Here is a 20,826-nt window from a genome sequence, read left to right as displayed (position 1 = left end):
GGAATCACGCCGACGCCGGATCAGACGCGGAGCGGGGTCTCGGGGACGTCGTCGAGGTAGGCGACGGCGTCGACCTCGGTGCGCCGGGATTCCAGGAAGCGTGTCCACGCCTGTTGTTCGTGCAGGACGGCGCCGAGTTCCCAGACGCAGAACGTCGCGATGTGCGGTTCGCCGTGCGGCAGCAGGACGAAGCCCGTGCCGTCGTCCACGTAGACGGTCTTCCAGCACTCGTTCTCGCCGCGCCAGGTGCTCACCAGCAGCAGGTGCGCTCCGCCCACGCGGTGGAGGATGACGAAGCCCAGTTCGTCCTCGAAGCCGAGCCCTTCGGCCCGCGCGCGGACGAACTCCCGTGCCCCGCCGACCGCGGCCGCGTCCGGGGGCGCGTCCTGCGGGTACAGGTCGTACCACTTCAGTTCCGCACCCGGGACGGACAGCCTCCGGCCCACCGTGAGGATCTTCCGCACATGCCGGTAATCAGGCGAAACGCTGCCCACGGCACCCCTCCGTCCACTCGTTCACGATCACGGGGCCGTCAGGGTAGTGCACGCCGCCGTCGAGCTCCGGGGGGCGTGGGGGTGGAATGGACTGTTCCGTGGGGGTGGTGGGCATCAGCGGGACATGAACGACGCACGGGAGAACGGGACGCCGGGCGCGCGACGGCGGCGGGGCGCGGGGGGCGCGTCCGGGTGTGCCGGGTGTTCGGGGTGCCTCATCATTCCCGCCGCCCTGCTGCTCATCGGGGTGGTCCTGGTCGTCGTCCTCTGGTTCGGCATGCCCTGGGAGTGGTAGGCGCGTTCACGGCGTGTCGGTCGCGGTCGCCGGGGTGAGCGCGGCGGTGAGGGCGTCCAGGAACATCAGGCGCCCGGACGGTGCGGGCGCGGCCGGGGCTTCGGGGCCGTCGCCGGGCGGGCCACCGTCGTCGGTGGTGGTGGCGGCGCCGGGGCTCGGGGCATCGGACGGGCCGATGTCGAGGGGCCAGTACGGGCGCCAATCGCCGTTCTCGTCGGTCCGGGCGGTCAGTTCGCCGATCCGTACGACCTCGCCGGGGAACTCGCGGGCCGCGAGGGTCTCGGCACGCCGCCAGTCGACGCGGGCGGCGGGCAGCACGGGGTCCGGGACGCGGCGGGCCTCGAACGAGACGACCGTGCGGCCGGGACCCACGACGACGTCCACGCGCAGCGGCATGAGCACGCCGTTCTTGCGCGAGCGCCAGGAGACGCGTTTCCCGGCCGGCCCGGCCTCCTCGCTCGGGGCCACGCTCGTTCGGCCGACGAGGGCCCAGGGGAAGTGTTCGCGCACGAACCCCTCCGCCGTGGCCCGGGCGGTCGCGTCGTCGACGGGGGTGGGCGCCCGCCCGGCCGGCGGGGAGGTGCCCGGGGTGTGCAGAAAACCGGAGGTCACCTCGCGCGAGGGCCATGCCAGTTCCAGGTTGCCCCGGTCGGTGGCGGCCACGAGCCGTCCGCGGTCCTGGAAGAACTGCACCGTGGCGATCCGCGCGTCCTCGCCGAGGAACCCGACGACGGCGTCGCGGGCGGCCCGCTCCTGTTCGGCGTCGGCGGTGTCGGCCCAGGCCACCTCGCTCGGGACGAACGTCACGGTGGCGGCGGCGGTGAGGCCGAGGGCCGTCATGCCGACGGCGCAGCCCACGAGCGAACGCCGGATCCCCCGTCCGTCCCCGCCGGCCGCCACCCCGGTGCGGGCGCGCGCGGCGCGGCGGAGCGGGCCGGCCGCCGCGAGCCCGGCGCCGAGGGCCGCGCCCAGGGCGTTGGTCCACAGGTCGGTGCTGTCGCAGGCCCGCCCGACGCCCGGTGTCAGGGCCTGCGCGACCTCGATGACGGCCGACAGGCCCACGCAGCCCAGGGCCACCGGGACCGGCCGGCGCGTCGTCCACGCCCCGAAGGCGGCCAACGGGAGGAACAGGAGGACGTTCATCACCCCTTGGGCGGTGAACGTGCCGGAGACGAGGTCGCGGGTGACGAAACAGGTGCCCGAGGCGGGGGCGGACGCCGCGACGGGGTACAGGGTGGCGGTCAGGACCACGGCCAGGGCCGCGCCGGTGAGGGCGCCGAGGAGCCCGCCCGGTCCGCCCCGTCCGAGCCGTTCGCGCCGTTCGCCCCGTCCCAGCCGCCGGGCCGTCCACCAACCCGCGAGGCCCGCGAGCAGGGAGGCCAGGACGGCCGCCACCGCGAGATCCGGATGCGCGCGCAGCAAGGTCTCGATCACGAACCCGTTCCCCCCGAAACGCCGAACACCGAACGCCGAAGCGTGGCCTGGTCCCCACCACCGTGATGATCCACAACGGAGGTCGGGGGATTCCAGGCCCCGCGTGGAACATGGCCGAAACCGCATCGGGCAGGCTCACCCGGTCAAGGGTCGGACCTCGTCGGATCCGGGAGCACGCGAGCACGCCCACGTCGACCGACCGTCACCCGCTCACACCGAGGAACCGTCCATGCACGCCAGTACCGCGATCCGCCTCATCGAGCCCGCCGACGCCGCCGCCATCGCCGCCCACCGGACACGGGACGCCGAGGCGTTCCGACGGTGGGAGCCGGCGCAACCGGCCGAGTTCTTCACCCCGGAAGGCCAGGCGGACCGGATCGAGGGCCTGCTCGCCGGCCACCGGGCGGGCACCGTCTGGCCGGGTGTGGTGCTCGCCGACGACCGGGTGATCGGCCAGGTCACCGTAGGCGGCATCCTGCCGCAGCCACACCTGCGGCGCGGCTCGGTCGGGTACTGGATCGCCGGCGTCGCCCAGAACCGGGGACACGCCGGCCGCGCGGTGGGGCACGTGCTCCGCGTCATGACGGACGAGCTGGGCCTGCACCGCGCCGAGGCGTCCACCAACCTGGAGAACCTGCCGTCACAACGCGTGCTGCGCCGGCACGGGTTCGCGCCGTACGGCGTCGCCCGATCCGCGATCCTCCTCGACGGGCGGTGGCAGGACAGCCTGTTGTGGGAGCGGATCCTCGGCGACTGACGGCGTGGCGGCCGGGACGTGGGTCAGTGACGGGTGCGGGGGCGGCGGAACCACTGGCCGGCGACCGAGTTGGCGAGGCCGAACAGGACACCCAGGCCGAGGAGGAGCGAGAGCAGGTTCAGCAGCAGGACGAGGATCGTCATCGGCGGGGAGCCGGGGAGGATCAGGGAGGCCACGAAGCTGATCGCACTGATCACGCTCAGCGTCGAGCCGAGGACGATCCCGGACACCCGCACCTTCGGGCCGCCCTTGCCCATCTTGACGGCGGTCAGGATCGTCCACACGGTGAAGCCGAGCACGACGAGGCCCATGGCGAACAGGGACCCCAGGGCGAGGGCCGTGTCCTCGCCGCTCGGCGCGTCCGAGCGGGAGCCACCGCTGCTGAGGGCCACGGTCGCCAGCGCGAGGAGGGCGCCGCCGACGAGGACGCCGAGGACCTGGAAGACGGCGGTGACGAACAGGCACACGCGGGCCGTCATCACCCCGCCCGGCATCCGCGCCGGGGGCGGGGGTGCGGCGTGGGCGTGGGCGTAGGGCATGCTCTGCCGGTCGCCGTAACCTGGCTGGAAGTAGGGGGTGTCGGTGGCGCCGTGGCTCAAGGTGATTCCTCCGTAGGGGCACGCGGACGGGCGGGCACGCCGGAGGAAAGCCGATGTGAGTGGGCGGTCCCCCCGATACCCGCGACACTTCGGACGCCATCCTAGGCATGCGGGGCCGCGAGCCCGCGTCGGCCGGCGGGAAACGGTGCCCGTCAGTCGGCCGCGGCCTTCCACCGCTCGACGGCCGCGGCGTCGACGGCGTGCGCCGGACCGTTGTAGAGCTGGGCGTGGCCGTCGTCGGGATCGGACCAGGCGTTGGTCGCGAAGAGGTAGGTGGCGCCGACGCGGTAGGGGGCGGGGCCGTCGAGGTCGAGGGACTGGGTGACGGTGACCTCGCCGCGCAGCGGTCCCTTGAGGGACTCCTTGACCCGGACCCGGTAGGTGCGGGAGTCCACGTCGGAGACGGTGCGCACGCCGGTCTCGGCGACGACGTCGCCGACGAAGACGTTCTGGGCCTGGTGGGCGACCACCCCGGGGTCGGTGACGTCGTAGGAGTACAACGCCTCCTGGCCGACCGGTTGCACCACCCGGTAGGTCAACCAGGCCCCGAGCACGAGGGCGGCCCCGACGGTGGTCCCGACGGCGGCGGCGAGGGTCTTGTTCACGGCGGTCATCCCCACAGGGAGTGGTAGTCGGCGCGGTCCTTGGCGGTCGGCGCGTTGATGTTCTCGGCGTCGATGTCCCGGTGGTTGGGCCACAGGAGGGACGCCTCCGGGAAGGGCTTGTGGCACAGGCCGAGGGCGTGCCCGAGTTCGTGGGCGGCGACGTGCCGGCGGTGGTGGTCCGTGCCGGACCTGCCGCCCTTGTCCAGCCGGTGGCGGTTGAGGTACACGTTGTCCGCCCCTGTGTGGGGCTTCCACTGGGCGTCGCGCCGCGCCCAGTCGCCGTCGGACCGGTCGACGTCGCGCCACTGGAGGTCGGCGATCTCGGTGGAGGTGTCCCGGTGGATCTTCACGCGGGTCAAGCCGTTCGTGCTCCACTGTCGGTTCGCGTAGGCGACGGCGTCCTTGAACACGGTCTCGTCGTCCTCCCAGGCGATGACCCTTCCGTCGACGGAGGAGTGCCCGCGGGAGTCAGAGCCCGAGGGCGTGCAGGTCGCGACGGCGAGCACGTGGGTGCGCGGCGCGGGCCACGCGGGGTGGGGGAGGGCGAGGAGGGTGGCGGCGGCGCAGGCTGCGACGACTCCCCCGGGCCGCCCGCTAAAGCGGGTCACGGGCCGAGGTTAGCGGTTCCGCGGGCGCCCGGCTCCACCGTGCCGGGCCGGCCCCCTCGTACGGAGTAGGCGCCGGTCCGGCGGCGCCGCCGGCGGCGGGGGCGTAGCCCGATGCGCGGGCACGGGCACGGGGACGGGGACGCGGACGGGCACGGGAGCACCGAGGGCTCGACGCCGGGTGGAGCGCCGTCGGCGTCGCCCGTGTTCCCGTGCGGGTGCACGGCGCCGGCGTGTACCACCGGCGGTCCGTCGCTCCCGGGGCCGGTCACAACCGTGAGGCCGCCGCCGTCTTCCGGAGCCACGCCCCCTTGAACCACGTCCTCGCCCGGATCCACCACAACACCTCGGCGACCGCGGATCGGAAGCGGCCTAAGGCGCCCGGCTGACGGCGGGGAGAACGCGGGCGGTGCGAAGGGGGCTGGAGCGGGGACTCGCGGGTAAAGGGGAGGTCATGAACGAGCAACGTGATGCCCTGCCCGGCTCCGGCGACCTGCTCGCCGGACTGAGCCTGGACACCAGTCGTCCCGAGCAACCGGTGCTGCTCGACGGCGCGGGTGACCCCATCGACACGTGGCGGGAGAACCACCCGTACGACCGACGGGTCCCCCGGCGGACCTACGAACGGTCGAAGCGGATCCTGCAGATCGAGCTGTTGAAGCTGCAACGCTGGGTGAAAAACACCGGCGCCCGCGTCGTCGTGGTCTGCGAGGGCCGGGACGCGGCCGGCAAAGGCGGCACGATCCGCCGCTTCACCGAACGTCTCAACCCGCGCGGGGCCCGCGTCGTCGCCCTGGACAAGCCGACGGAACGCGAAGCCGGCGAGTGGTACTTCCAGCGTTACGTCACCCACCTGCCGGCGCGCGGGGAGATCGTGTTCTTCGACCGCTCCTGGTACAACCGCGCCGGGGTGGAGAAGGTGATGGGGTTCTGCGACGACGAACAGCACTCCCTCTTCCTGCGGCAGTGCCCCGCGTTCGAGGAGATGCTGGTCGAGGACGGGATCCTGCTGGTGAAATTCTGGTTCTCCGTCTCGCGCGCCGAGCAGCGCACCCGATTCGCGATACGCCGGGTCGATCCCGTGCGGCAGTGGAAGCTCTCGCCGACCGACCTCGCCTCCCTGGACCGGTGGGACGACTACACGGAGGCGAAGGTGGCCATGTTCCGGGCGACGGACACCGCCGTCGCCCCGTGGACCGTGGTCAAGACCAACGACAAGCGTCGCGGCCGACTGGAGGCGATGCGGAGCCTGCTCCGGGGCATCGACTACGCGGACAAGGACCACGACGCCGTCGGAACCCCCGACGCCCTCATCGTCGGCCGGGCCGAGACCCTGCTGGAACCGGGCGAGGACCTCGCCGCCCTCTCCCCCACACCGTTGGCGCACCCCGCACGGGGCCCGGTAGGGGTGGTGGCCCGAGCATGAAGGATCGGGCCGCGCCCCCCGAAGCGAGTGCGGGCCGGGAAGCGCGTCCGTGAAGCGGATCGCCCGAGCCTCCGGAACGCCATAGCGTCGATCGCCCTCCCCGCTTCGGGATCCGACGGAGCGTCCCGGCCCGGAACGACGCGCAACAACTTCGGAACGAGACTCCGGGGCGTCTTTCGGGGCGCCCGGCGGGCATCGTTCAATGTGGACACGTGGAGCTTGAACTCACTTGTTTGGAGGCCGAGTTGCCGGAAGACGCAGTTCCGCCGGAGGGACACCCCGCCCCTGCCGTTCCACCACGTCCGGCGGACCCGCCCACCCCTCCACGCCGACGATTCAGCGTCGGCGAGATCACCGCCATCGTCTCGGCCCTGGTGGCCGCGATCGGTGTCGTGATCGCACTGCTCACGTACCTCTCCCCGAACCGAACAGCTCCCAGTGCCGCACCGCCGCCCGCGAACACCCCGACAGGCACCACGACCGCACCTCCGACACCATCCGTCTCATCCTCGCCGACACCCCCACCACCGTCCCCGTCGACACCCCCGTCGACGCCTCCCCCGACCGCCTCGCCGAAGATCAGCGCACCCCGATCAGGGCCCGGTCGAGTGCTCCGTGAAGAGACGTTCGACCTGTCCGCGGAGCTCGGGTTCCTCATCAGGGATCAGCAGTTGCGCCCGAAGCCCGACGCCAAGAATTGGAAGGGGGACGTGGTCTTCAATTCGGCCTACGGAAGGCTCGACAGCCTGACGGACACCCGGTTCGTGATGCTCGGCCCCAAGGACGACCCCGCGTACGGGACATGTTCGACGAAGTCCGCGTTCGTTCCGACCGTGTCCATCGGGGACCTTGCCGGCAAGTCGATATGCGCGTTCGCCACCGGCGGATCGGTCGCGCTCATCAGCGTCCCCGACTCGTACGACGGATTCGGCAACGACCCCATTCCCATGACCGTCACCGTGTGGGCCGGCGAGTAGACCCCGCCGGAAGAGCATCCTCCGCTGCCAGGTGCGCCGATCGCGGCCCTGTGGGGGGAAGATCGGGTTCGGATAGGGTGAAGGGGTATCCGGGACTGCCATCCGGGATCGTTCTCGGTTGATCACGTCTCGCGGAGGCAGGCCCATGTCCCGGTCCTCGTTGTCCCTCGGTGTGTTCGCGGCCCTGACGGCGGCGGCGCTCCTGTCCGGTTGCGCGTCCCCTGACGGCGGGTCGAAGGCCGCGTCCTCCCCGTCCGTGTCCGGGGCGCCGGCCGCGTCCACGCCGACGGCCGCCGCCGATCCCGCGTCCGGGACCCCGGTGTCCGAGTCGCCGGTGGCCGCGACGCCGGACGGTGCGGGGGCGTCGGGGGCGGACGCGGTCGCGGGGACTCCCGGGCCGGAGAAGGTGCGTGACGCGTTCGCCGGACTTCAGGCGACCCTCGACGGATCGTGCACCCCCGCCGAATGCGACTGGTGGATCAGCCGGGTCGACCGGGAGATGCGCGAACTCGGCGAGGCCATGAGGGCCGACCCCAAGGGTCCGGGTCACTTCCCCGAACCGCTGCGGTGGATCAAGGAACTCGACCGCACCCTCGGCGGGGACCACAGCGCTCGCAACCTCCGCGCGCACGAGAAGCAGCTGATCCGCACGCGCGACCGCATCAACACCTGGATGCAGGACCACCCCGACGACTACCGCTGAGCGCGAACGACGAATGAACGGACGGCCGGTCCTGGCCTGTTCACCCTTCGTACTGGCGAGTAGGGTGGGGGAACTTCCCAGGAGGCACTCGTGAGACGTTCGTCGCGTTCCCCGCTCGCGCTCGCCGGTCTGTTGGCCGGGGCCGCGGTCGCGCACGCCGTGGCGCCCAGGCCCTTCGACGCGATGGTGCCGCGCGCTCTGCCCGGCCGGCCGCGCACGTGGACGCGGGCGAGCGGCGCCGTCGAGGCGGCCCTCGCCCTCGGACTCTTCGTTCCGCGCACGCGACGCGTGGCGGCCTTGGCCTCGGCTGGGTTCTTCGTGGCCGTGCTGCCCGCGAACGTGCAGATGGCCGCGGACTGGCGCGGGCGGCCCGCCCCGCTGAAGGCGGCGGCTCTGGCCCGGCTGCCGTTGCAGGTCCCGCTGGTGGTGTGGGCCCTGCGCACCGCCAAGGCGGCGGGGCGCGACACGCGCGGTTGAGTCCCGGGCGGCCGTGCGCGCCCGGGCGTCCACGTCACGTGGGCCGCCGGCCGTGGCGGAGGGCCTCCGCGAGGTGCATGTCCGGGCGGGCAAGGTCCGTCTGCCCCGTCCCGAGGCCGCCGGCCTCCTCGACCGGACCGGTCGACCGACCCGCTCGCCCGCTGATCCGAGTACGCGGGCGTCGCCGTCTGAGTAGGGCGACTCTGTCGCGGGGCCTGTGGTCCGGGTTGGCTGGGGGTGTGAACGCAGCCGATTCCGCTTCCCCCGTGCCCGTGCCCGTGACGCCGCCGCCTCGGGACCCGACCCGGCGTCGGGCCGGGCTGATCGCCGTCCTGTTCCTGCCGTCGGTGGTCGGCGCCGGGGTCCTCGTCCTCTCCTCCGAGCGGGGGTCCCGGTGTGTGACGTACGGGGAGCGGTGCGCCTCGGGGTTGCCGGGGTGGTTGTTCGGGTGGGGTGTCGGGCTCGGGGCGGTGGCGTTGGTCGTCGCCCTGGCGGCGCCGGCCGTGCGGGTGCGACGGGTGGCGCTCCTCGTCCAGGCCCTCGCCGAGTGCGTCGCGCTCCTCGTCGTCCTCGGTCGCGCCTGACACGTGGTCCGTTCCGCGACGGGCGGCCCGGCTCGGGTGGGACCTTGATCGTGAGCTGTGCCACGTGACGGTACGTCGGCGCGGGCGCCGGCTGGTTCGACGGGGCTCGGGATGGTAGGGGGTGCGGGGCCGTTCGGGGGTGAGCGCGAAACCCCAGGTCACGGCGAGGTAACGAGGGTGAGGGGCGGCGTACTGCGGGTCACTCGGGGAACGAAATGGCCGACTTCAGGCCGTCGGCTCGCCGATTGTGGCCGATTCCACGCTGTTTGAGTCCCCGTCGATCGCGGTGGTAGGGCTTGGACCCATGATCAAAACCACTCGACGTCCCCGTCACGCCAAGCCCCGTTCCACCCGACCCGCCACGATCCGGGCCGGGGTCCTCGGTGGCGCCATAGGCACCATCGCGCTCACCGCCCTGGCCACGCCCGCCTCGGCCCACCAGATCGATTCCGGCCCCGCCGGCGACACGGCCACCTCCCGACCGGACTCCGGCGGTATCGGCACCGATTCCTCCACCGGTGAGCACGTGACCGGTGACGCCGCCGCCGTCGTCGACTGGGTCCGTTCGCAGGTGGGCAAGGCGTACGTCATGGGCGGGACCGGCCCCGGCGCCTACGACTGCTCCGGTCTCGTGCAGGCCGCGTTCCGGCAGGCCGGTGTCGACCTGCCGCGCGTCTCCCAGGAGCAGTCCGCCTCCGGTCACGAGGTCGACCTGTCCGCTCTGCGCCCCGGCGACCTCCTCTACTGGGGTTCGTCGGGCGCCGCCACGCACGTGGCCGTCTACATCGGCGACGGCGTGTACGTCGGCGCCCAGAACTCCCGCACCGGCGTGGTCAAGCGCACTCTCGACTGGGACGCCCCCGATGGCGCCCGCCGGGTTCTCTGACCCCGCCCCCCGTCCGTGTCCCCCGCACGCGGGCCCCACGCGGCCGGCCGCCACACCCGCCCCCGTTCACCCGGGCCGGTGTGGCGGCCGGCCGTTTTTCATCACCGCTCGTGACCGAATCCGCGGGCCGCGTGCGGTGTTCGGGTCAGGGGCGGGTGCCGAGGGCCTGGTCCAGGTCCACGAAGGCGGTCTCGGCCCGGTCCGAGCCCAGGTACTCGTCCACGGCCGAGGCCGCGGCCACGCGCGACTGCCACGTGCGGACGACCTCGTGCAGCGGGGTGAGGGTGTGGCTGTGGCGGGAGTCCTCCAGGGCCTTGGCCCAGTCGCGTTCGAAGGCCGGCACCCAGCGGTCGGCACGGGGGTCCGCGCGCAGCCGCACGAGCACGTCGGCCGCCGCGCCGGGTGCCGGCGGCGCGGGCGGGATCGGTGGGGCGGATGAGGGCGAGGATTCCTCGGGGTGCGCGCTCACGGATCTCCTCCAAGCGACGTCGTCACCGTCACGTTAGCCGCCCGCGCGAGCCGGACACGAGGAATCCGCCGGGTCGTTCGGCGGGGCGGGACGGACGCGCACGGCGCGGGGCCGGTCGGGCCGGGGTGGTCCGACCGGCCTCGGGCCGGGGCGTGGGGCCGTCAGGCCGTGTCGGGGGCGGCGGTCCGCGGGGTGAGCTTCTCGGGGTCGGTGAGCCGGGGGGTGGTGGTCTCGGCCATGGCGGGTGCTCCTCGGGTCCGGATTGCGCGGGTGGGCGGGGGCGCGGGTGGGTCAGTGGGCGGGGTGGTGAACTGTTCGGGCGCAAGTTGACTCAAGTGTGTATAGCTGCCTGATGGTTGGTGTTGGGTTCGTGGTGTGAATCTCAAGGAGTGGGCGAAGGCGAACGGTGTGCATCCGCATACCGCCTATCGCTGGTTCCGTGAGGGCACGTTGCCGGTGCCCGCGACGCGGGTGGGGCCGCGCACGATCCTGGTGAACGTCGAGGCGAACTCCTCGACAACACCGACCGAAGGCGTGGGCCTGTACGCCCGGGTCTCCTCGCACGATCAGAAGGCGGACCTGGAACGTCAGGTCGCCCGGCTCGCCGAGTGGGCCGCGAAGACCGGCCGGCCGGTGGTGCGCATCGAGTCGGAGATCGCCTCGGGCATGAACGGCGCCCGCACGAAGGCGCGTCGCCTGCTTGCGGATCCGAAGGTGACCCTCGTGGTGGTCGAGCACAAGGACCGGCTCGGGCGGATGAACGTCGAGCTCGTCGAGGCCGCCCTGTCCGCGACGGGCAGGCGCCTGATGGTGCTCGATGACGGCGAGGTCGAGGACGACCTGGTCCGCGACACGGTCGAGGTCCTGACCTCGTTCTGTGCTCGCCTGTACGGGCGCCGGTCGGCGAAGAACCGCGCCCGCAAGGCACTTGAGGCGGCAGCCGCCGATGAGTGGAAAGCAGCTCCGCCCCATCGACGCGCCGTTCGTTGCGCCGGGTCCGTCCGGTGTCGCGATACGGACCCGCCTCAAGGAGCCGGCGTCCGGCGACGAGCAGGTACTGCGTGCGGTGGGCGAGCATCTGGGTCGGCTCGCCTCACGTGATCTCGCCGTGCGCTGCGCCCAGGGCCACGAACGCCGCCGCCCCGACACCACCGGCGCCCCGACGGCCGGTGCGGAAGCCCGTGGTCAAGACGATCCCGCTCGCCGCCGCCCGCGCGGCGGGCTTGGTCGGGGTGGACACCAACGCCGACCACTTCGCCGCCTACCGGCTCGACCCGCACGGCAACCCGATCGGCGGCCCGCGCCGCTTCCCCTACGACCTGACCGGGACCGCCGGCCACCGCGACGCCCAGGTCCGCCACGCCATCACCCGACTGCTGCACTGGGCCAAACGGTGCGGTGTCACGGCGATCGGCTTGGAGAACCTGGACTTCGCGGCGGAGAAGACCCGCGAGAAGCACGGTCGCAGGAAGCGGTTCCGGCAACTCATCTCCGGCATCCCCACCGGCAAACTCAAGGCCCGGCTGATCTCGATGGCCGCCGAGCAGAACATGGCGATCATCGCCGTCGATCCGGCCTACACCTCGATGTGGGGCGACGAGCACTGGCGCAAACCGCTCACCAGCCCCCGCCGCAAGATGTCCCGACACGACGCCGCGAGCGTCGCGATCGGGCGACGCGCCCTCGGGCACCCGATCCGGCGACGGACGGCACCGCCCCGCCGGCACCAGAGCGATGCCGGCGGGCATCGGACCGTCCAGGCCGAACCGGACACCCGAGGACGTGAGGAAACCCGCCCCGCGTACCCGGACCACGGACACGATCCGTGCACCCGAACGTGGAGAGAACCCGGGCGACCAGGACACCCAAAACCGTTCGGGATGTCCGCAGTGCACAGGAATGGGTCCAAGACTCACCCCTGCTCGCTGACTAGGAACGGTCGGTCTGGTTGCCGACGGCCTTGCGGGGCAGGGCCGCGCAGAGGACGGCGCACAGGACGTACGTGCCGATCGCCCAGGGCGCGGCGTGGGTGACCGCGTCGGTGAGGCCCTTGTCAGCGTGGGTGAAGAAGACGTTGCCGATGACGGCGACGCCGAGGGCCCCGCCGAATTGTTGGGCGGTGGACAGGATCCCGGAGGCGCCGCCGGCGAGCCGGCCGGGCACCGTGCTCAGGATCGTGTTGACCAGCGGGATGATCAGGAGGATCAGGCCGACCCCGGCCAGGAACAGGCCGGGGACCAGCGGCCAGGCGCCGGTGTGGGTAGGGGCGGCGTCCTGGGCGACGTGCCGGACCCAGGTGAGGCCCGCCGCCATGACCAGGGCGCCGACGATCAGGACCGTGCGGCCGAACTTCGCGACGAGCGGGTCGACGGCCGGGGCGGCGAGGATCGAGCCCGCGCTGAAGGCGATCATCAGCAGGCCCGCCTGGGTGGGGGTGTAGCCCTGCCCGGACTGCAACCAGATGGTGAAGACCAGGAAGAAGCCGGACATGCCGCCGTAGAAGAGGAGTTGGACGGCCAGGCCGGCGCTGAACGCGGGCTTGCGGAACAGGCCGGTCGGCAGCAGCGGGTGTTCGATGCCGCGCCTGCGCTCCGAGACGGTGAGGCCGACGATGGCCAGGACGCCCGCGGCCAGGCAGATCCAGCCCCACAGCGGCCAGCCGTTGGAGCGGCCCTGGACCAGCGGCAGGACGATCGCGACGAGGCCGGCGGCCATCACCAGGTTGCCCGCGAGGTCGACGCGGCCGGTGAAGGCGTGGTCCTTGGAGCCGGGGATCCATCGGGCGCCCAGGACCAGGACGATCAGGGCGAGGGGGAGGTTGACGACGAAGATCGTGCGCCAGCCCCAGCCGAACAGGTCCCAGTCGGTCAGCACGCCGCCCAGCAGGACGCCCACCGCCGTCGAGATGCCGGCGATCGCGCCGTAGAGGGCGAAGGCCCGGCCGCGTTCCTCGCCGTCGAACATGGTCCGGAACGAGGCGAGCACCTGCGGCATGATCACCGCCGCCGCGACGCCCTGGACGCCGCGGGAGGCGACGAGCACCTCGGGCGTGGCGGCCAGGGCACTGGCCAGACTGGCCGCCGCGAACAGGCCGACGCCGGTCATGAACAGCGCCTTGCGGCCGTACCGGTCTCCCAGGTGTCCGGCGATGATCAGTGTGGCGGCGAAGCCGAGCATGTAGGCGGACACCGTCCACTGGAGCTCGGCCGGGGTCGCGCGCAGTTCCGCGCCGATGGACGGGAGGGCGGTGTTCACGATCGAGCCGTCGATCATGTCCAGGAGGGCCGCGAGGATCATCACGAACGCGGCCGCCCACCGTTTGGGGTACGGGGCCGTCCCCTCGTCGCCGGCGGTCGGGCCGCCCGCGTTCCTCATCCCGGCCGCATCGGCCGTGTCGGAGATGTCGGGCGACATCACACCACTCCCTCGGAATCGATCGAATTTCACGTATCTTGGCTTTCAAGCCATTAACGACACTGAGGGGAGATAGCTTGAATGTCAAGTGAACCCGATGCCGTGACCGCCCGCCTGGGCGCGGCGACCCAGGGCTATCAGGGGGCCGTCGACGACTTCGACCGGGAACTGGCGCGCCTGCTGGGGGTCAACGAGACCGATCTGCGCTGCCTGGAAATCCTTCTTTCGGTCGAGGAGACCACCCCGCGCGAGCTCAGCCGGCAGCTGGGCCTGACCACCGGCAGCGTCACGACCATGCTCGACCGCCTGGAGAAGCTCGCCTACCTCACCCGCGGCCCGCACCCCGACGACCGCCGCAAGACCCTCGTGCGCATCACCCCGGCCGCGGCGCGACTCGCCTACGGCCTGATCGGGCCGTTCATCGCCGAGGCGCACCGGGAGGTCGCCGGCCGCTACTCCCCCGAGCAACTGGAACTGATCACCGACTACCTCACCTTCACCCGCGAGGTCCAGCTGCGGCACGTGGAACGCCTGCGCGAGATGCCCGCCCCCGGGCCCGGACGCAGCGGCGGACGGCAGGCCCGCGGCCCGCGCAACGGCCCCGCCGGCGGCCGCCCCGCCGGCGGCTGAACCCGTCACGCGCGGCACGCGGACCCGCGTCGCGCCGGGGCCGCCCGCCGGGGGCTGCCCGCCGGGGGCCGCCCACGCCTGCGGGGTCAGTCGGCGCGGAGGAGACCGGCGGCCTCGGCGAGGTCCGCGTGCGCGGGGCCGAAGGATCCGGCCGCCACGAGGAACATCGAGCGATCGGTGAGGGCGCGGGCCAGGCGCGCCGGATCCCCGGGCAGGGCGCGGGCCAAGGCCACGCCCTCGTCGAAGTACGGCGCGAGCCCTTCCTCGTAGGGCCGGCGCCGGTGTACGTCACGGAAGGCCACGCGGACGCCGATCCGACGCCACACGTCGATCAGCTCCGGCAGCCGCCCCGCCTCGCGCAGGACCGCCGCCCGCGCCTCCAGGGCCGGCAGCGCGGCGAGGAAGGCGTCCTTCACCTCGTGCGATCCCGGGTACGCGGCGTCGAGCGAGGGCATCGGGGAGTCGGGGCTCGCGACGGGTTCGGCCGCCCGCCCCGACAGGAGGAACAGGGCCTTCCACCAGTCGGGATCACCGGCCCATGGCCTCGGCCCGGCCCCGGCCGCGAGCTCCCCCAGCACGTCCAGGGCCTCCCGCCGGGCCGCCTCGGCGCCCGCGCCGTCCCCGACGGAATCCCGCATCCGCGCGAGGTGCACCGAGACCCAGACGAGCGCGGTCCGCGCCGTGCGCCCCTCGTCCGCCTCGCTCCGGATCGCTTCGAGGAGGGCCCGGAAGGCGGCGGCCGCCTCCTCGTGCAGCCCCGCGACCTCCAGGTTCGCGGGCAGGCGCACCGAGCCCGGGTACACCCGCCCCGGTCCGAGATCGCGGGCCGCCTCCTCCTCCAGCGCCGCGGCCTCCCGGAACCGGCCCTCCTCGGCCAGGACCACCGCCAGGGGCAGGACGTCCCCGGCCTCGGCCAACTCCTCACATGTCGCCCGCCCCTCCGCTCGGCGCCCGAGGGCGTACAGCGACTTCTGATGGACCTTCAACGCCCAGTGCAGGTCCCGCGTCCCCTTCGGGGCCTCGCCCTCGACGGCCCGGGCGACCCGGACGGCCTCGGCCGCCAGGCCCTCCGTCGTACGCGGGTCCCCGATCTCGTACCACCGCTTGATCAGCGCGGCGACGAGCTTCGGCGCGTACGCCCGAGGGCCCACCCGGGCCAGAACCCGGTACGCGCGGACCAGTTCGTCCGAACTCGGCTGCCGGGACCCCAGCAGCAACAGCCGTGCCCACATGACCTCTTCGTGATCGACGGTCACCGTTCCCCCTGTCTCCGGATGACGCACGAGGGAGATTCTCAGAGCTGGGGAACGGACCGGACAAGCCTCGCGAACTGTGCGTTCCGTCCTACGAAAAACGGCGCTGACCTGTCATGATGGTCATGATTTCACCCCTCTCCCTCCCGGCAGGCGCTCCGCCCCGGCGGCCGGGGTGGCCGGAAAGACGCGCGGTGGCGCGTGACCGGCCGCGGCGAAGGCGGTGTGGACCGCGTGCTCGACCCGTTCCCGGTCGGCCGCCCCGATCAGCACGATCGCCGAGCCGCCGAAGCCGCCGCCCGTCATCCGGGCCCCGAGCGCGCCCGCCGCCCCGGCGGCCCGTACCACCAGGTCCAGTTCGGGTGTGGAGACCTCGAAGTCGTCGCGGAGCGAGGCGTGGCCCGCCACGAGCACGGGTCCGATCTCCGCCAGGCGGCCGGCCGACGCAAGCGCGGCGACCCGGCGGACCCGCTCGTTCTCCGTGACCACGTGCCGCAGGGCCCGCGCCGCCTCCGGGCGGACGGCCGGGTCGGCCGCCAGCCGGTCCAAGGCCGCCCGCAAACCGGCCTGTTCCACCGCCCGCAGCGAGTCCACGCCCAGCGCCCGGGCCGCCTCCGCGCACCGCTCGCGGCGCTCCGCGTACCCGCCGTCGCCCAGGTCGTGGCTCACGCCGGTGTCCACCACCAGCAGCGCGAGGCCCGAGGCCGCGAAGTCCAGCGGCACATGGGAGGAGAGCATGTCGCGGGTGTCCAGCAGCAGGGCGTGGCCGGCCCGGCAGCAGGCCGAGGCCATCTGGTCCATGACCCCGCACGGCACGCCGACCACCTCGTTCTCGGCGCGGCGGGCGATCTCCGCCACCCGCTCCCCCGTCAACGAGCCCGCGCCGCGGAGGTCGGCGAGGGCACGGACGGTGGCCACTTCCAGGGCGGCGGAGGAGGAGAGTCCGGCGCCCACCGGCACGGTGGAGTCGAACCGCAGGTCCACTCCCCCAGGCGCCACCCCGGCCCGGGCCAACGCCCACAGCGCGCCCGCCGGATAGGCCGCCCACCCCCACCGCGCCGCCCGGTGCCGGGGCGGCTCGGGGGTGAGGAGCTCGGCGAGCGGGATCTCGACGAGGCCGTCGGCGACGGAGGTCGACAGCCGGACCCGCCCGTCGGATCGGGGGGCGGCGGCCGCGTACACGGCGTGCGGGAGCGCGATCGGCATGACGAGGCCGTCGTTGTGGTCGGTGTGCTCCCCGATCAGGTTGACCCGGCCGGGCGCCGCCCACACCCCGGCCGGCCCGCGCCCGTACACGGCGGCGAACGAGGCCCGCAGCGCGGCGGCGTCGGGGCGGGGCGCGGGGTGTTCGGTCACGGGGCGACCTCCCGCAGGCGGGCGGCGGCGGCCTCGGGGGCCACGTCGCCGATGAACGCGTCCATGCCGGACTCCGAGCCGGCCTGGTACTTGAGCTTGCCCGGCGCCCTGCGGATCGTGAACAGCTCCAGGTGGCAGGCGAACTCGGTGCGCAGCGGGTCGCGGACGGGCGCCTGGTGCCAGGCCGCGACGTACGGGGTCGGGCCCTGGCCGGGGCCGAAGATCCGGTCGAAGCGGCCGGTGAGGTCCAGCAGGACCGCGGGCAGTTCGGCCGCCGCCGCCTCGTCCAGGTCGGGCAGGGTCGGGACCCGGCGGCGGGGGTAGAGGTGCAGTTCGTAGGGCCAGTGCGCGGCGTAGGGGACGAACGCGGTCCAGTGGTCGCCGGCGGTCACGATCCGGCGGCCGTCCGCCCGTTCCTCGGCGAGCACGTCGTCGAAGAGGTTCCGGCCGCCCGTCTCGGCCCGGTGCGCGGCCACCCGGTCCAGCGTCCGGCGGGTGCGGGGGGTGACGTAGGGGTAGCCGTAGATCTGGCCGTGGGGGTGGGCCAGGGTTACGCCGATCTCGGCGCCCCGGTTCTCGAAGCAGTAGACCTGCTCCACCCCGGGGAGCGCGGACAGCGCGGCGCTGCGGTCGATCCAGGCCGCGAGCACGGTGGCGGCCCGTTCCTCGTCGAGGTCGGCGAAGCTCCCGGTGTGCTCGGGGCCGAAGCAGACGACCTCGCAGCGGCCGCCCATCTCGCCGCCCAGCGAGGGGAAACGGTTCTCGAAGACCACGACCTCGTAGTCCTCGTCGGGGATCTCCGAGCGGACTCCCGGCCGGGACGGGCACAGGGGGCACTCGTCGGCCGGCGGCAGGTGCGTCCGCGCCTGCCGGTGCGCGGCCGAGACCACCGTCTCCCCCCGCAACCGGTCCCAGCGCGCCTGCGAGGCCACCGTGACGGGCTCGATGACCCGGCCGTCCACGGCGTCGCGCGGGCCGGTGAAGCGGGCGTCGAAGTAGAACAGCTCCCGGCCGTCGGCGAGCCGGGTCGAGGTCTTGCGTACGGGCATGCAGCACCCCCGGGCGCGCCGCGCGGGCGCGTATCGACTGTGGGAACGTCGCCGAGGCCGACCCTAGCGCGCGGGGTGGTGATCGGTCTCCGTCCGTGTCGTGACCTTCGCGGCCGTCGTGACCTTCGCAGCCGGGGTGCGGGTGCGCAGGGCGTCGACCAGGGAAGAGGTGTCCGCGGCGGCTCCGCCGGTCTCGGCGTGGTGCCGCATCAGGGCGAAGAAGGGGGCGAGCAGTTCGGTGCTCACGCCCTGTTGTCGGGCGGTGGCCTCGAAGGTCGGCACGCCGGCTGCCTGCATGCCCAGGGCGGACACCACGCCCGTGGTGAAGTCGCCGCTCTCCAGGCGGGCCGCCGTCTCGTGGACCGTGCCGCTCATGGCGCCCAGCCACTGCGCCAACAGTGGCGCGAACTCGGCTGGTTTGACGCCCTGTTCGTCGCGGATCAGGGCGAAGGCGTGGGTGATGCCGGCGAACATCCCGTACATGCCGCTCAGGAGCGCGACGTCGTACAGGGCCGCGAACCCGGGGTCGGTGCCCACGAAACGGGTTCCCAGGGGGACGGCGAGGGTGTCGCGGTGCGCCGTGAACAGCTTCTGGGATCCGCTGTAGAAGACGTACCCGCCGGCCTCCGGCACGCCGACCATCGGGGGCACGGCCATGATCCCGCCGTCCGTGAACCGCGCCCCGCGCTCGGCGGCCCACGCCGCGCGGGCCCGTGCGGACTCGGAGGTGCCGGTGGTCAGGTCCACCCAGTCCTTGCCGGTCAGGTCGACGCCGTCGAGGGCGGTGGTCACCGAGGCGTCGTCGAGGAGGACCGTCACGATCAGCGGCGCGGCGGCGACGGCCTCCGCGACGGTCGCGGCGACCGTCGCGCCCGCCTCGCCGAGGGCGGCGGCGCGGGCCGGCGTGCGGTTCCACACCGTCACCTCCCGGCCGGCGGTGAGCCAGGCGCGGGCGAAGGCGGCGCCCATGGCGCCGAGTCCGAGGACGGCGATCCTCCGGTCCGCGCCCGCTGCGTCCGCTCCGGGTCGGGTGCTGTCGGTGTTGGCGTTCTCGCTGGTCAGGGTCTTGTCGAACGTGTTCTTCGTCATGCCGCAAGCCTCGTCGGGCGGCGGAGGGCCCACAAGTACGCACTGTGAAGTGACCGGTTACCGCGAGGGAAGCATCCTGGTCGCGCGGTTGTTGCCCTTGCCGTACCGACACCGTCCGAGAGGGGCAGGCAGGATGACGAGCGAGCGGTTGCGGCCGGGGGCCTACCACTGTGGGGTCGACGCCGCGTTGGGCGTGATCGGCGGCAAGTGGAAGGTGCTGTTGATCTGGGCGCTCGCCGAGCACCCGGGCATCCGGTTCGGGGAGCTGCAGCGCCGGGTGCCGGGCATCACGGTCAAGGTCCTCGCGTCCCACCTGCGGGAGTTGGAGGAGGACGGCGTCGTGCGGCGGGTCGCCCACGACGAGGTGCCGCCGCGCGTGGAGTACGGGCTGACCGAAGCCGGCTCCCGCCTGAACGCGGCCCTCGCCCCGCTGGGTGCTTGGGGCAAGGACCACGTCCTCGGCGGCGGCGACCGTGTGGAGGTGTCGGTGGCACCGGTCGCCCGCTGAGGGGCTCGCGGGCGGTCTACGCGGTCGGGGTGCGGCCGTCGCGGGGGGCGAAGGTGGTGAGGGCCTCGGTGTCGGTCGTGCGGGCGTGGAGGTAGTGGTCGGCCCACGCCTCGATGTCGGGGTAGGCGGACTCCCGGCCGAGCCGGGTGACCGCGGCCCCGATGTCGAAGGAGGTGGTGCGGAGTTCGACCCCGGGACCCAACAGGGCCCAGTGCGCCCCGGTACGCCCGTAGGGCATGCCGATGCTGCCGGGGTTGACGACGAGGCGGCCGTGGGCGAGGCGGACGAAGGGCATGTGGGTGTGGCCGCACACCACCGTGCGGGTGTCGGCGTCGAGCCCGTGCAACACCTCCTCCCAGCGGTCGAGGCGGGAGTCGACGAGGACCACTTCCTCGTCGTCGCGCGGGGTGGCGTGGCAGAACAGCGTCTTTCCGAGGCCGGCGACGGGCAGGGAGAGGGAGCGCGGCAGGGAGTCGAGGAGGTCGAGGTGGTCCTCGCGGAGCTGTTCGGCGGCCCAGGGCGCGATCGGGTCCGGGATCGTGTCGCGTTTCCCCCGGCGGTATTCGAGGAGTTCGCGGTCGGCGTTGCCGGCGATCCAGGCGACCCGGTCGCCGAGGCCGCTCAGCAGGTCCAGGACCTGCGTCGGTTGCGGGCCCGCGGCGATGTCGCCGGTGAGCACGATGCGATCGGCGGAGGCGACGGCCGGCTCGGCCAACACCGCCTCCAGGGCCGGCAGGACGCCGTGGACATCGGACAGGACAGCCACCCGGTTCACCATGCCCACCATGGTGAACACGGCACCGCCCGCACGTCACCCCTTTTCGCCGAACGCGAAGCCCACCCGCCCCGTCGCCGGGCCTTCGGGCGGCCTCGGGCACGGTACGGGCCGGTACCGAAGCCGCCGTCGGCGTCAGTGGGGGTGGGTGTGGATGGTGATGTTGTGGTCGGTGACGGCGGAGCGGTCGCCGGTTCGGTGGGCGGCCGTGCGGGCCGCGGCGGCTCCGGCGCAGGTGGGGCAGTCGGGGGTGGGGACGGGGTCCGTCCAGTCGTGGTCGGGGAGTTGGACGATGCCGGCGGTGGTGACGGTCTGGTTCATGGGGTGCCTTCGTGATCGTGGAGCGTCGCGCACGGGGAAGCTACCCACGGTCGGCGTGTCGGCATGACCGGATGCGGTGAATCGGGCCCGCGAGGACCGGAATCCACCCGTGTTGTGGCC

General features: G+C 73.4%; 24 protein-coding genes and 2 pseudogenes. 12 read left to right on the top strand and 14 right to left on the bottom strand.

The genetic code is table 11. From position 1 onward, the window contains the following. Positions 1-20 precede the first annotated feature (20 nt). Entirely contained in the window at positions 21-446 is a 426-nt protein-coding gene (locus ACN20G_RS35045) for a hypothetical protein (protein WP_424217302.1), read from the bottom strand. 172 nt (positions 447-618) lie between these two features. On the opposite strand from ACN20G_RS35045, the gene ACN20G_RS35040 reads away from it, so the two are divergent. Then, positions 619-789, top strand: coding sequence for a hypothetical protein (locus tag ACN20G_RS35040; protein WP_424217301.1), 171 nt, complete (start codon positions 619-621; stop codon positions 787-789). Positions 790-795: 6 nt separating this feature from the next. Here ACN20G_RS35040 and ACN20G_RS35035 read toward each other — a convergent pair whose 3' ends face one another. Then, positions 796-2,223, bottom strand: coding sequence for a VanZ family protein (locus ACN20G_RS35035; RefSeq protein WP_424217300.1), 1,428 nt, complete (start codon positions 2,221-2,223; stop codon positions 796-798). Between the two features lie 229 nt (positions 2,224-2,452). Between ACN20G_RS35035 and ACN20G_RS35030 the strand changes: the two genes are divergently transcribed. Continuing rightward, positions 2,453-2,980, top strand: a complete 528-nt coding sequence (locus ACN20G_RS35030; RefSeq protein ID WP_424217299.1) for a GNAT family N-acetyltransferase — start codon at positions 2,453-2,455, stop codon at positions 2,978-2,980. Between the two features lie 23 nt (positions 2,981-3,003). On the opposite strand, the gene ACN20G_RS35025 is transcribed toward ACN20G_RS35030, so the two are convergent. From ACN20G_RS35025 to ACN20G_RS35015, 3 genes are all read right to left on the bottom strand, one after another. Continuing rightward, on the bottom strand, positions 3,004-3,519 hold the full coding sequence (locus ACN20G_RS35025; RefSeq protein ID WP_424217298.1) for a hypothetical protein: 516 nt from the start codon (positions 3,517-3,519) through the stop codon (positions 3,004-3,006). A gap of 212 nt (positions 3,520-3,731) precedes the next feature. After that, positions 3,732-4,193, bottom strand: a complete 462-nt coding sequence (locus ACN20G_RS35020) for a hypothetical protein (protein ID WP_424217297.1) — start codon at positions 4,191-4,193, stop codon at positions 3,732-3,734. Then, positions 4,190-4,792, bottom strand: coding sequence for a matrixin family metalloprotease (locus ACN20G_RS35015; protein ID WP_424217296.1), 603 nt, complete (start codon positions 4,790-4,792; stop codon positions 4,190-4,192). The genes ACN20G_RS35020 and ACN20G_RS35015 overlap by 4 nt, the downstream gene beginning before the upstream one ends. 451 nt (positions 4,793-5,243) lie before the next feature. On the opposite strand from ACN20G_RS35015, the gene ppk2 reads away from it, so the two are divergent. The 6 genes from ppk2 to ACN20G_RS34985 all read left to right on the top strand — a co-directional run bounded on the left by ppk2 (position 5,244) and on the right by ACN20G_RS34985 (position 9,842). Continuing rightward, on the top strand, positions 5,244-6,215 hold the full coding sequence (gene ppk2 / locus ACN20G_RS35010; protein WP_424217295.1) for a polyphosphate kinase 2: 972 nt from the start codon (positions 5,244-5,246) through the stop codon (positions 6,213-6,215). Between the two features lie 608 nt (positions 6,216-6,823). Then, entirely contained in the window at positions 6,824-7,192 is a 369-nt protein-coding gene (locus tag ACN20G_RS35005; RefSeq protein WP_424217294.1) for a hypothetical protein, read from the top strand. 145 nt (positions 7,193-7,337) lie between these two features. Beyond that, positions 7,338-7,895 (top strand): hypothetical protein, encoded by a 558-nt coding sequence (locus tag ACN20G_RS35000; protein ID WP_424217293.1) that lies wholly within the window; start codon positions 7,338-7,340, stop codon positions 7,893-7,895. Between the two features lie 90 nt (positions 7,896-7,985). Continuing rightward, positions 7,986-8,372 (top strand): DoxX family protein, encoded by a 387-nt coding sequence (locus ACN20G_RS34995; protein ID WP_424217292.1) that lies wholly within the window; start codon positions 7,986-7,988, stop codon positions 8,370-8,372. Positions 8,373-8,638: 266 nt separating this feature from the next. Then, positions 8,639-8,956: a hypothetical protein gene (locus ACN20G_RS34990; protein WP_424217291.1), complete on the top strand. Its 318-nt coding sequence runs from the start codon at positions 8,639-8,641 to the stop codon at positions 8,954-8,956. A gap of 304 nt (positions 8,957-9,260) precedes the next feature. Next, the gene (locus ACN20G_RS34985; protein ID WP_424217290.1) at positions 9,261-9,842 is read left to right on the top strand and encodes a C40 family peptidase; all 582 of its coding nucleotides are present in this window, start codon (positions 9,261-9,263) and stop codon (positions 9,840-9,842) included. A gap of 145 nt (positions 9,843-9,987) precedes the next feature. Here ACN20G_RS34985 and ACN20G_RS34980 read toward each other — a convergent pair whose 3' ends face one another. Together ACN20G_RS34980 and ACN20G_RS34975 are read right to left on the bottom strand one after the other, a co-directional pair. After that, positions 9,988-10,311, bottom strand: coding sequence for a DUF6247 family protein (locus tag ACN20G_RS34980; RefSeq protein ID WP_424217289.1), 324 nt, complete (start codon positions 10,309-10,311; stop codon positions 9,988-9,990). 161 nt (positions 10,312-10,472) lie between these two features. Continuing rightward, on the bottom strand, positions 10,473-10,646 hold the full coding sequence (locus ACN20G_RS34975; RefSeq protein WP_424217288.1) for a hypothetical protein: 174 nt from the start codon (positions 10,644-10,646) through the stop codon (positions 10,473-10,475). Positions 10,647-10,686: 40 nt separating this feature from the next. On the opposite strand from ACN20G_RS34975, the pseudogene ACN20G_RS34970 reads away from it, so the two are divergent. Further along, positions 10,687-11,247, top strand: a pseudogene (locus tag ACN20G_RS34970) (IS607 family transposase); the annotation flags it as partial. A 242-nt stretch (positions 11,248-11,489) separates the two neighbouring features. Then, positions 11,490-12,244, top strand: a pseudogene (locus ACN20G_RS34965) (IS200/IS605 family accessory protein TnpB-related protein); the annotation flags it as partial. Here the strand turns inward: ACN20G_RS34965 and ACN20G_RS34960 are convergent. Further along, on the bottom strand, positions 12,241-13,725 hold the full coding sequence (locus tag ACN20G_RS34960; RefSeq protein ID WP_424217287.1) for an MFS transporter: 1,485 nt from the start codon (positions 13,723-13,725) through the stop codon (positions 12,241-12,243). The pseudogene ACN20G_RS34965 and the gene ACN20G_RS34960 overlap by 4 nt on opposite strands. A gap of 81 nt (positions 13,726-13,806) precedes the next feature. Between ACN20G_RS34960 and ACN20G_RS34955 the strand changes: the two genes are divergently transcribed. After that, a complete protein-coding gene (locus ACN20G_RS34955; protein WP_424217286.1) occupies positions 13,807-14,355 on the top strand; it encodes a MarR family winged helix-turn-helix transcriptional regulator in 549 nt (182 codons plus the stop codon). Between the two features lie 86 nt (positions 14,356-14,441). Here ACN20G_RS34955 and ACN20G_RS34950 read toward each other — a convergent pair whose 3' ends face one another. The 4 genes from ACN20G_RS34950 to ACN20G_RS34935 form a co-directional block, all read right to left on the bottom strand. Then, a complete protein-coding gene (locus tag ACN20G_RS34950) occupies positions 14,442-15,611 on the bottom strand; it encodes a hypothetical protein (RefSeq protein WP_424217285.1) in 1,170 nt (389 codons plus the stop codon). Positions 15,612-15,731: 120 nt separating this feature from the next. Further along, positions 15,732-16,964 carry a galactokinase gene (gene galK, locus ACN20G_RS34945; RefSeq protein WP_424217284.1) on the bottom strand — a complete coding sequence of 411 codons (1,233 nt, stop codon included), beginning with the start codon at positions 16,962-16,964 and terminating at the stop codon, positions 15,732-15,734. Further along, positions 16,961-18,013: a galactose-1-phosphate uridylyltransferase gene (gene galT / locus ACN20G_RS34940; protein WP_424217283.1), complete on the bottom strand. Its 1,053-nt coding sequence runs from the start codon at positions 18,011-18,013 to the stop codon at positions 16,961-16,963. Before galT ends, galK begins: the two co-directional genes overlap by 4 nt. A gap of 63 nt (positions 18,014-18,076) precedes the next feature. Beyond that, positions 18,077-19,102 (bottom strand): NAD(P)-dependent oxidoreductase, encoded by a 1,026-nt coding sequence (locus tag ACN20G_RS34935; protein WP_424217282.1) that lies wholly within the window; start codon positions 19,100-19,102, stop codon positions 18,077-18,079. A 133-nt stretch (positions 19,103-19,235) separates the two neighbouring features. Between ACN20G_RS34935 and ACN20G_RS34930 the strand changes: the two genes are divergently transcribed. After that, positions 19,236-19,610: a winged helix-turn-helix transcriptional regulator gene (locus ACN20G_RS34930; protein WP_424217281.1), complete on the top strand. Its 375-nt coding sequence runs from the start codon at positions 19,236-19,238 to the stop codon at positions 19,608-19,610. A gap of 16 nt (positions 19,611-19,626) precedes the next feature. Here ACN20G_RS34930 and ACN20G_RS34925 read toward each other — a convergent pair whose 3' ends face one another. Together ACN20G_RS34925 and ACN20G_RS34920 are read right to left on the bottom strand one after the other, a co-directional pair. Beyond that, a complete protein-coding gene (locus tag ACN20G_RS34925) occupies positions 19,627-20,388 on the bottom strand; it encodes a metallophosphoesterase family protein (protein ID WP_424217280.1) in 762 nt (253 codons plus the stop codon). A 132-nt stretch (positions 20,389-20,520) separates the two neighbouring features. After that, entirely contained in the window at positions 20,521-20,706 is a 186-nt protein-coding gene (locus ACN20G_RS34920; protein WP_424217279.1) for a hypothetical protein, read from the bottom strand. Positions 20,707-20,826: the final 120 nt, after the last annotated feature.

The organism is Streptomyces dryopteridis (assembly GCF_049606955.1).
Classification (GTDB): Bacteria; Actinomycetota; Actinomycetes; order Streptomycetales; family Streptomycetaceae; genus Streptomyces.
Note: the sequence above shows the minus strand (reverse complement) of the source record. Positions and strands in the feature narration are given on the sequence as shown.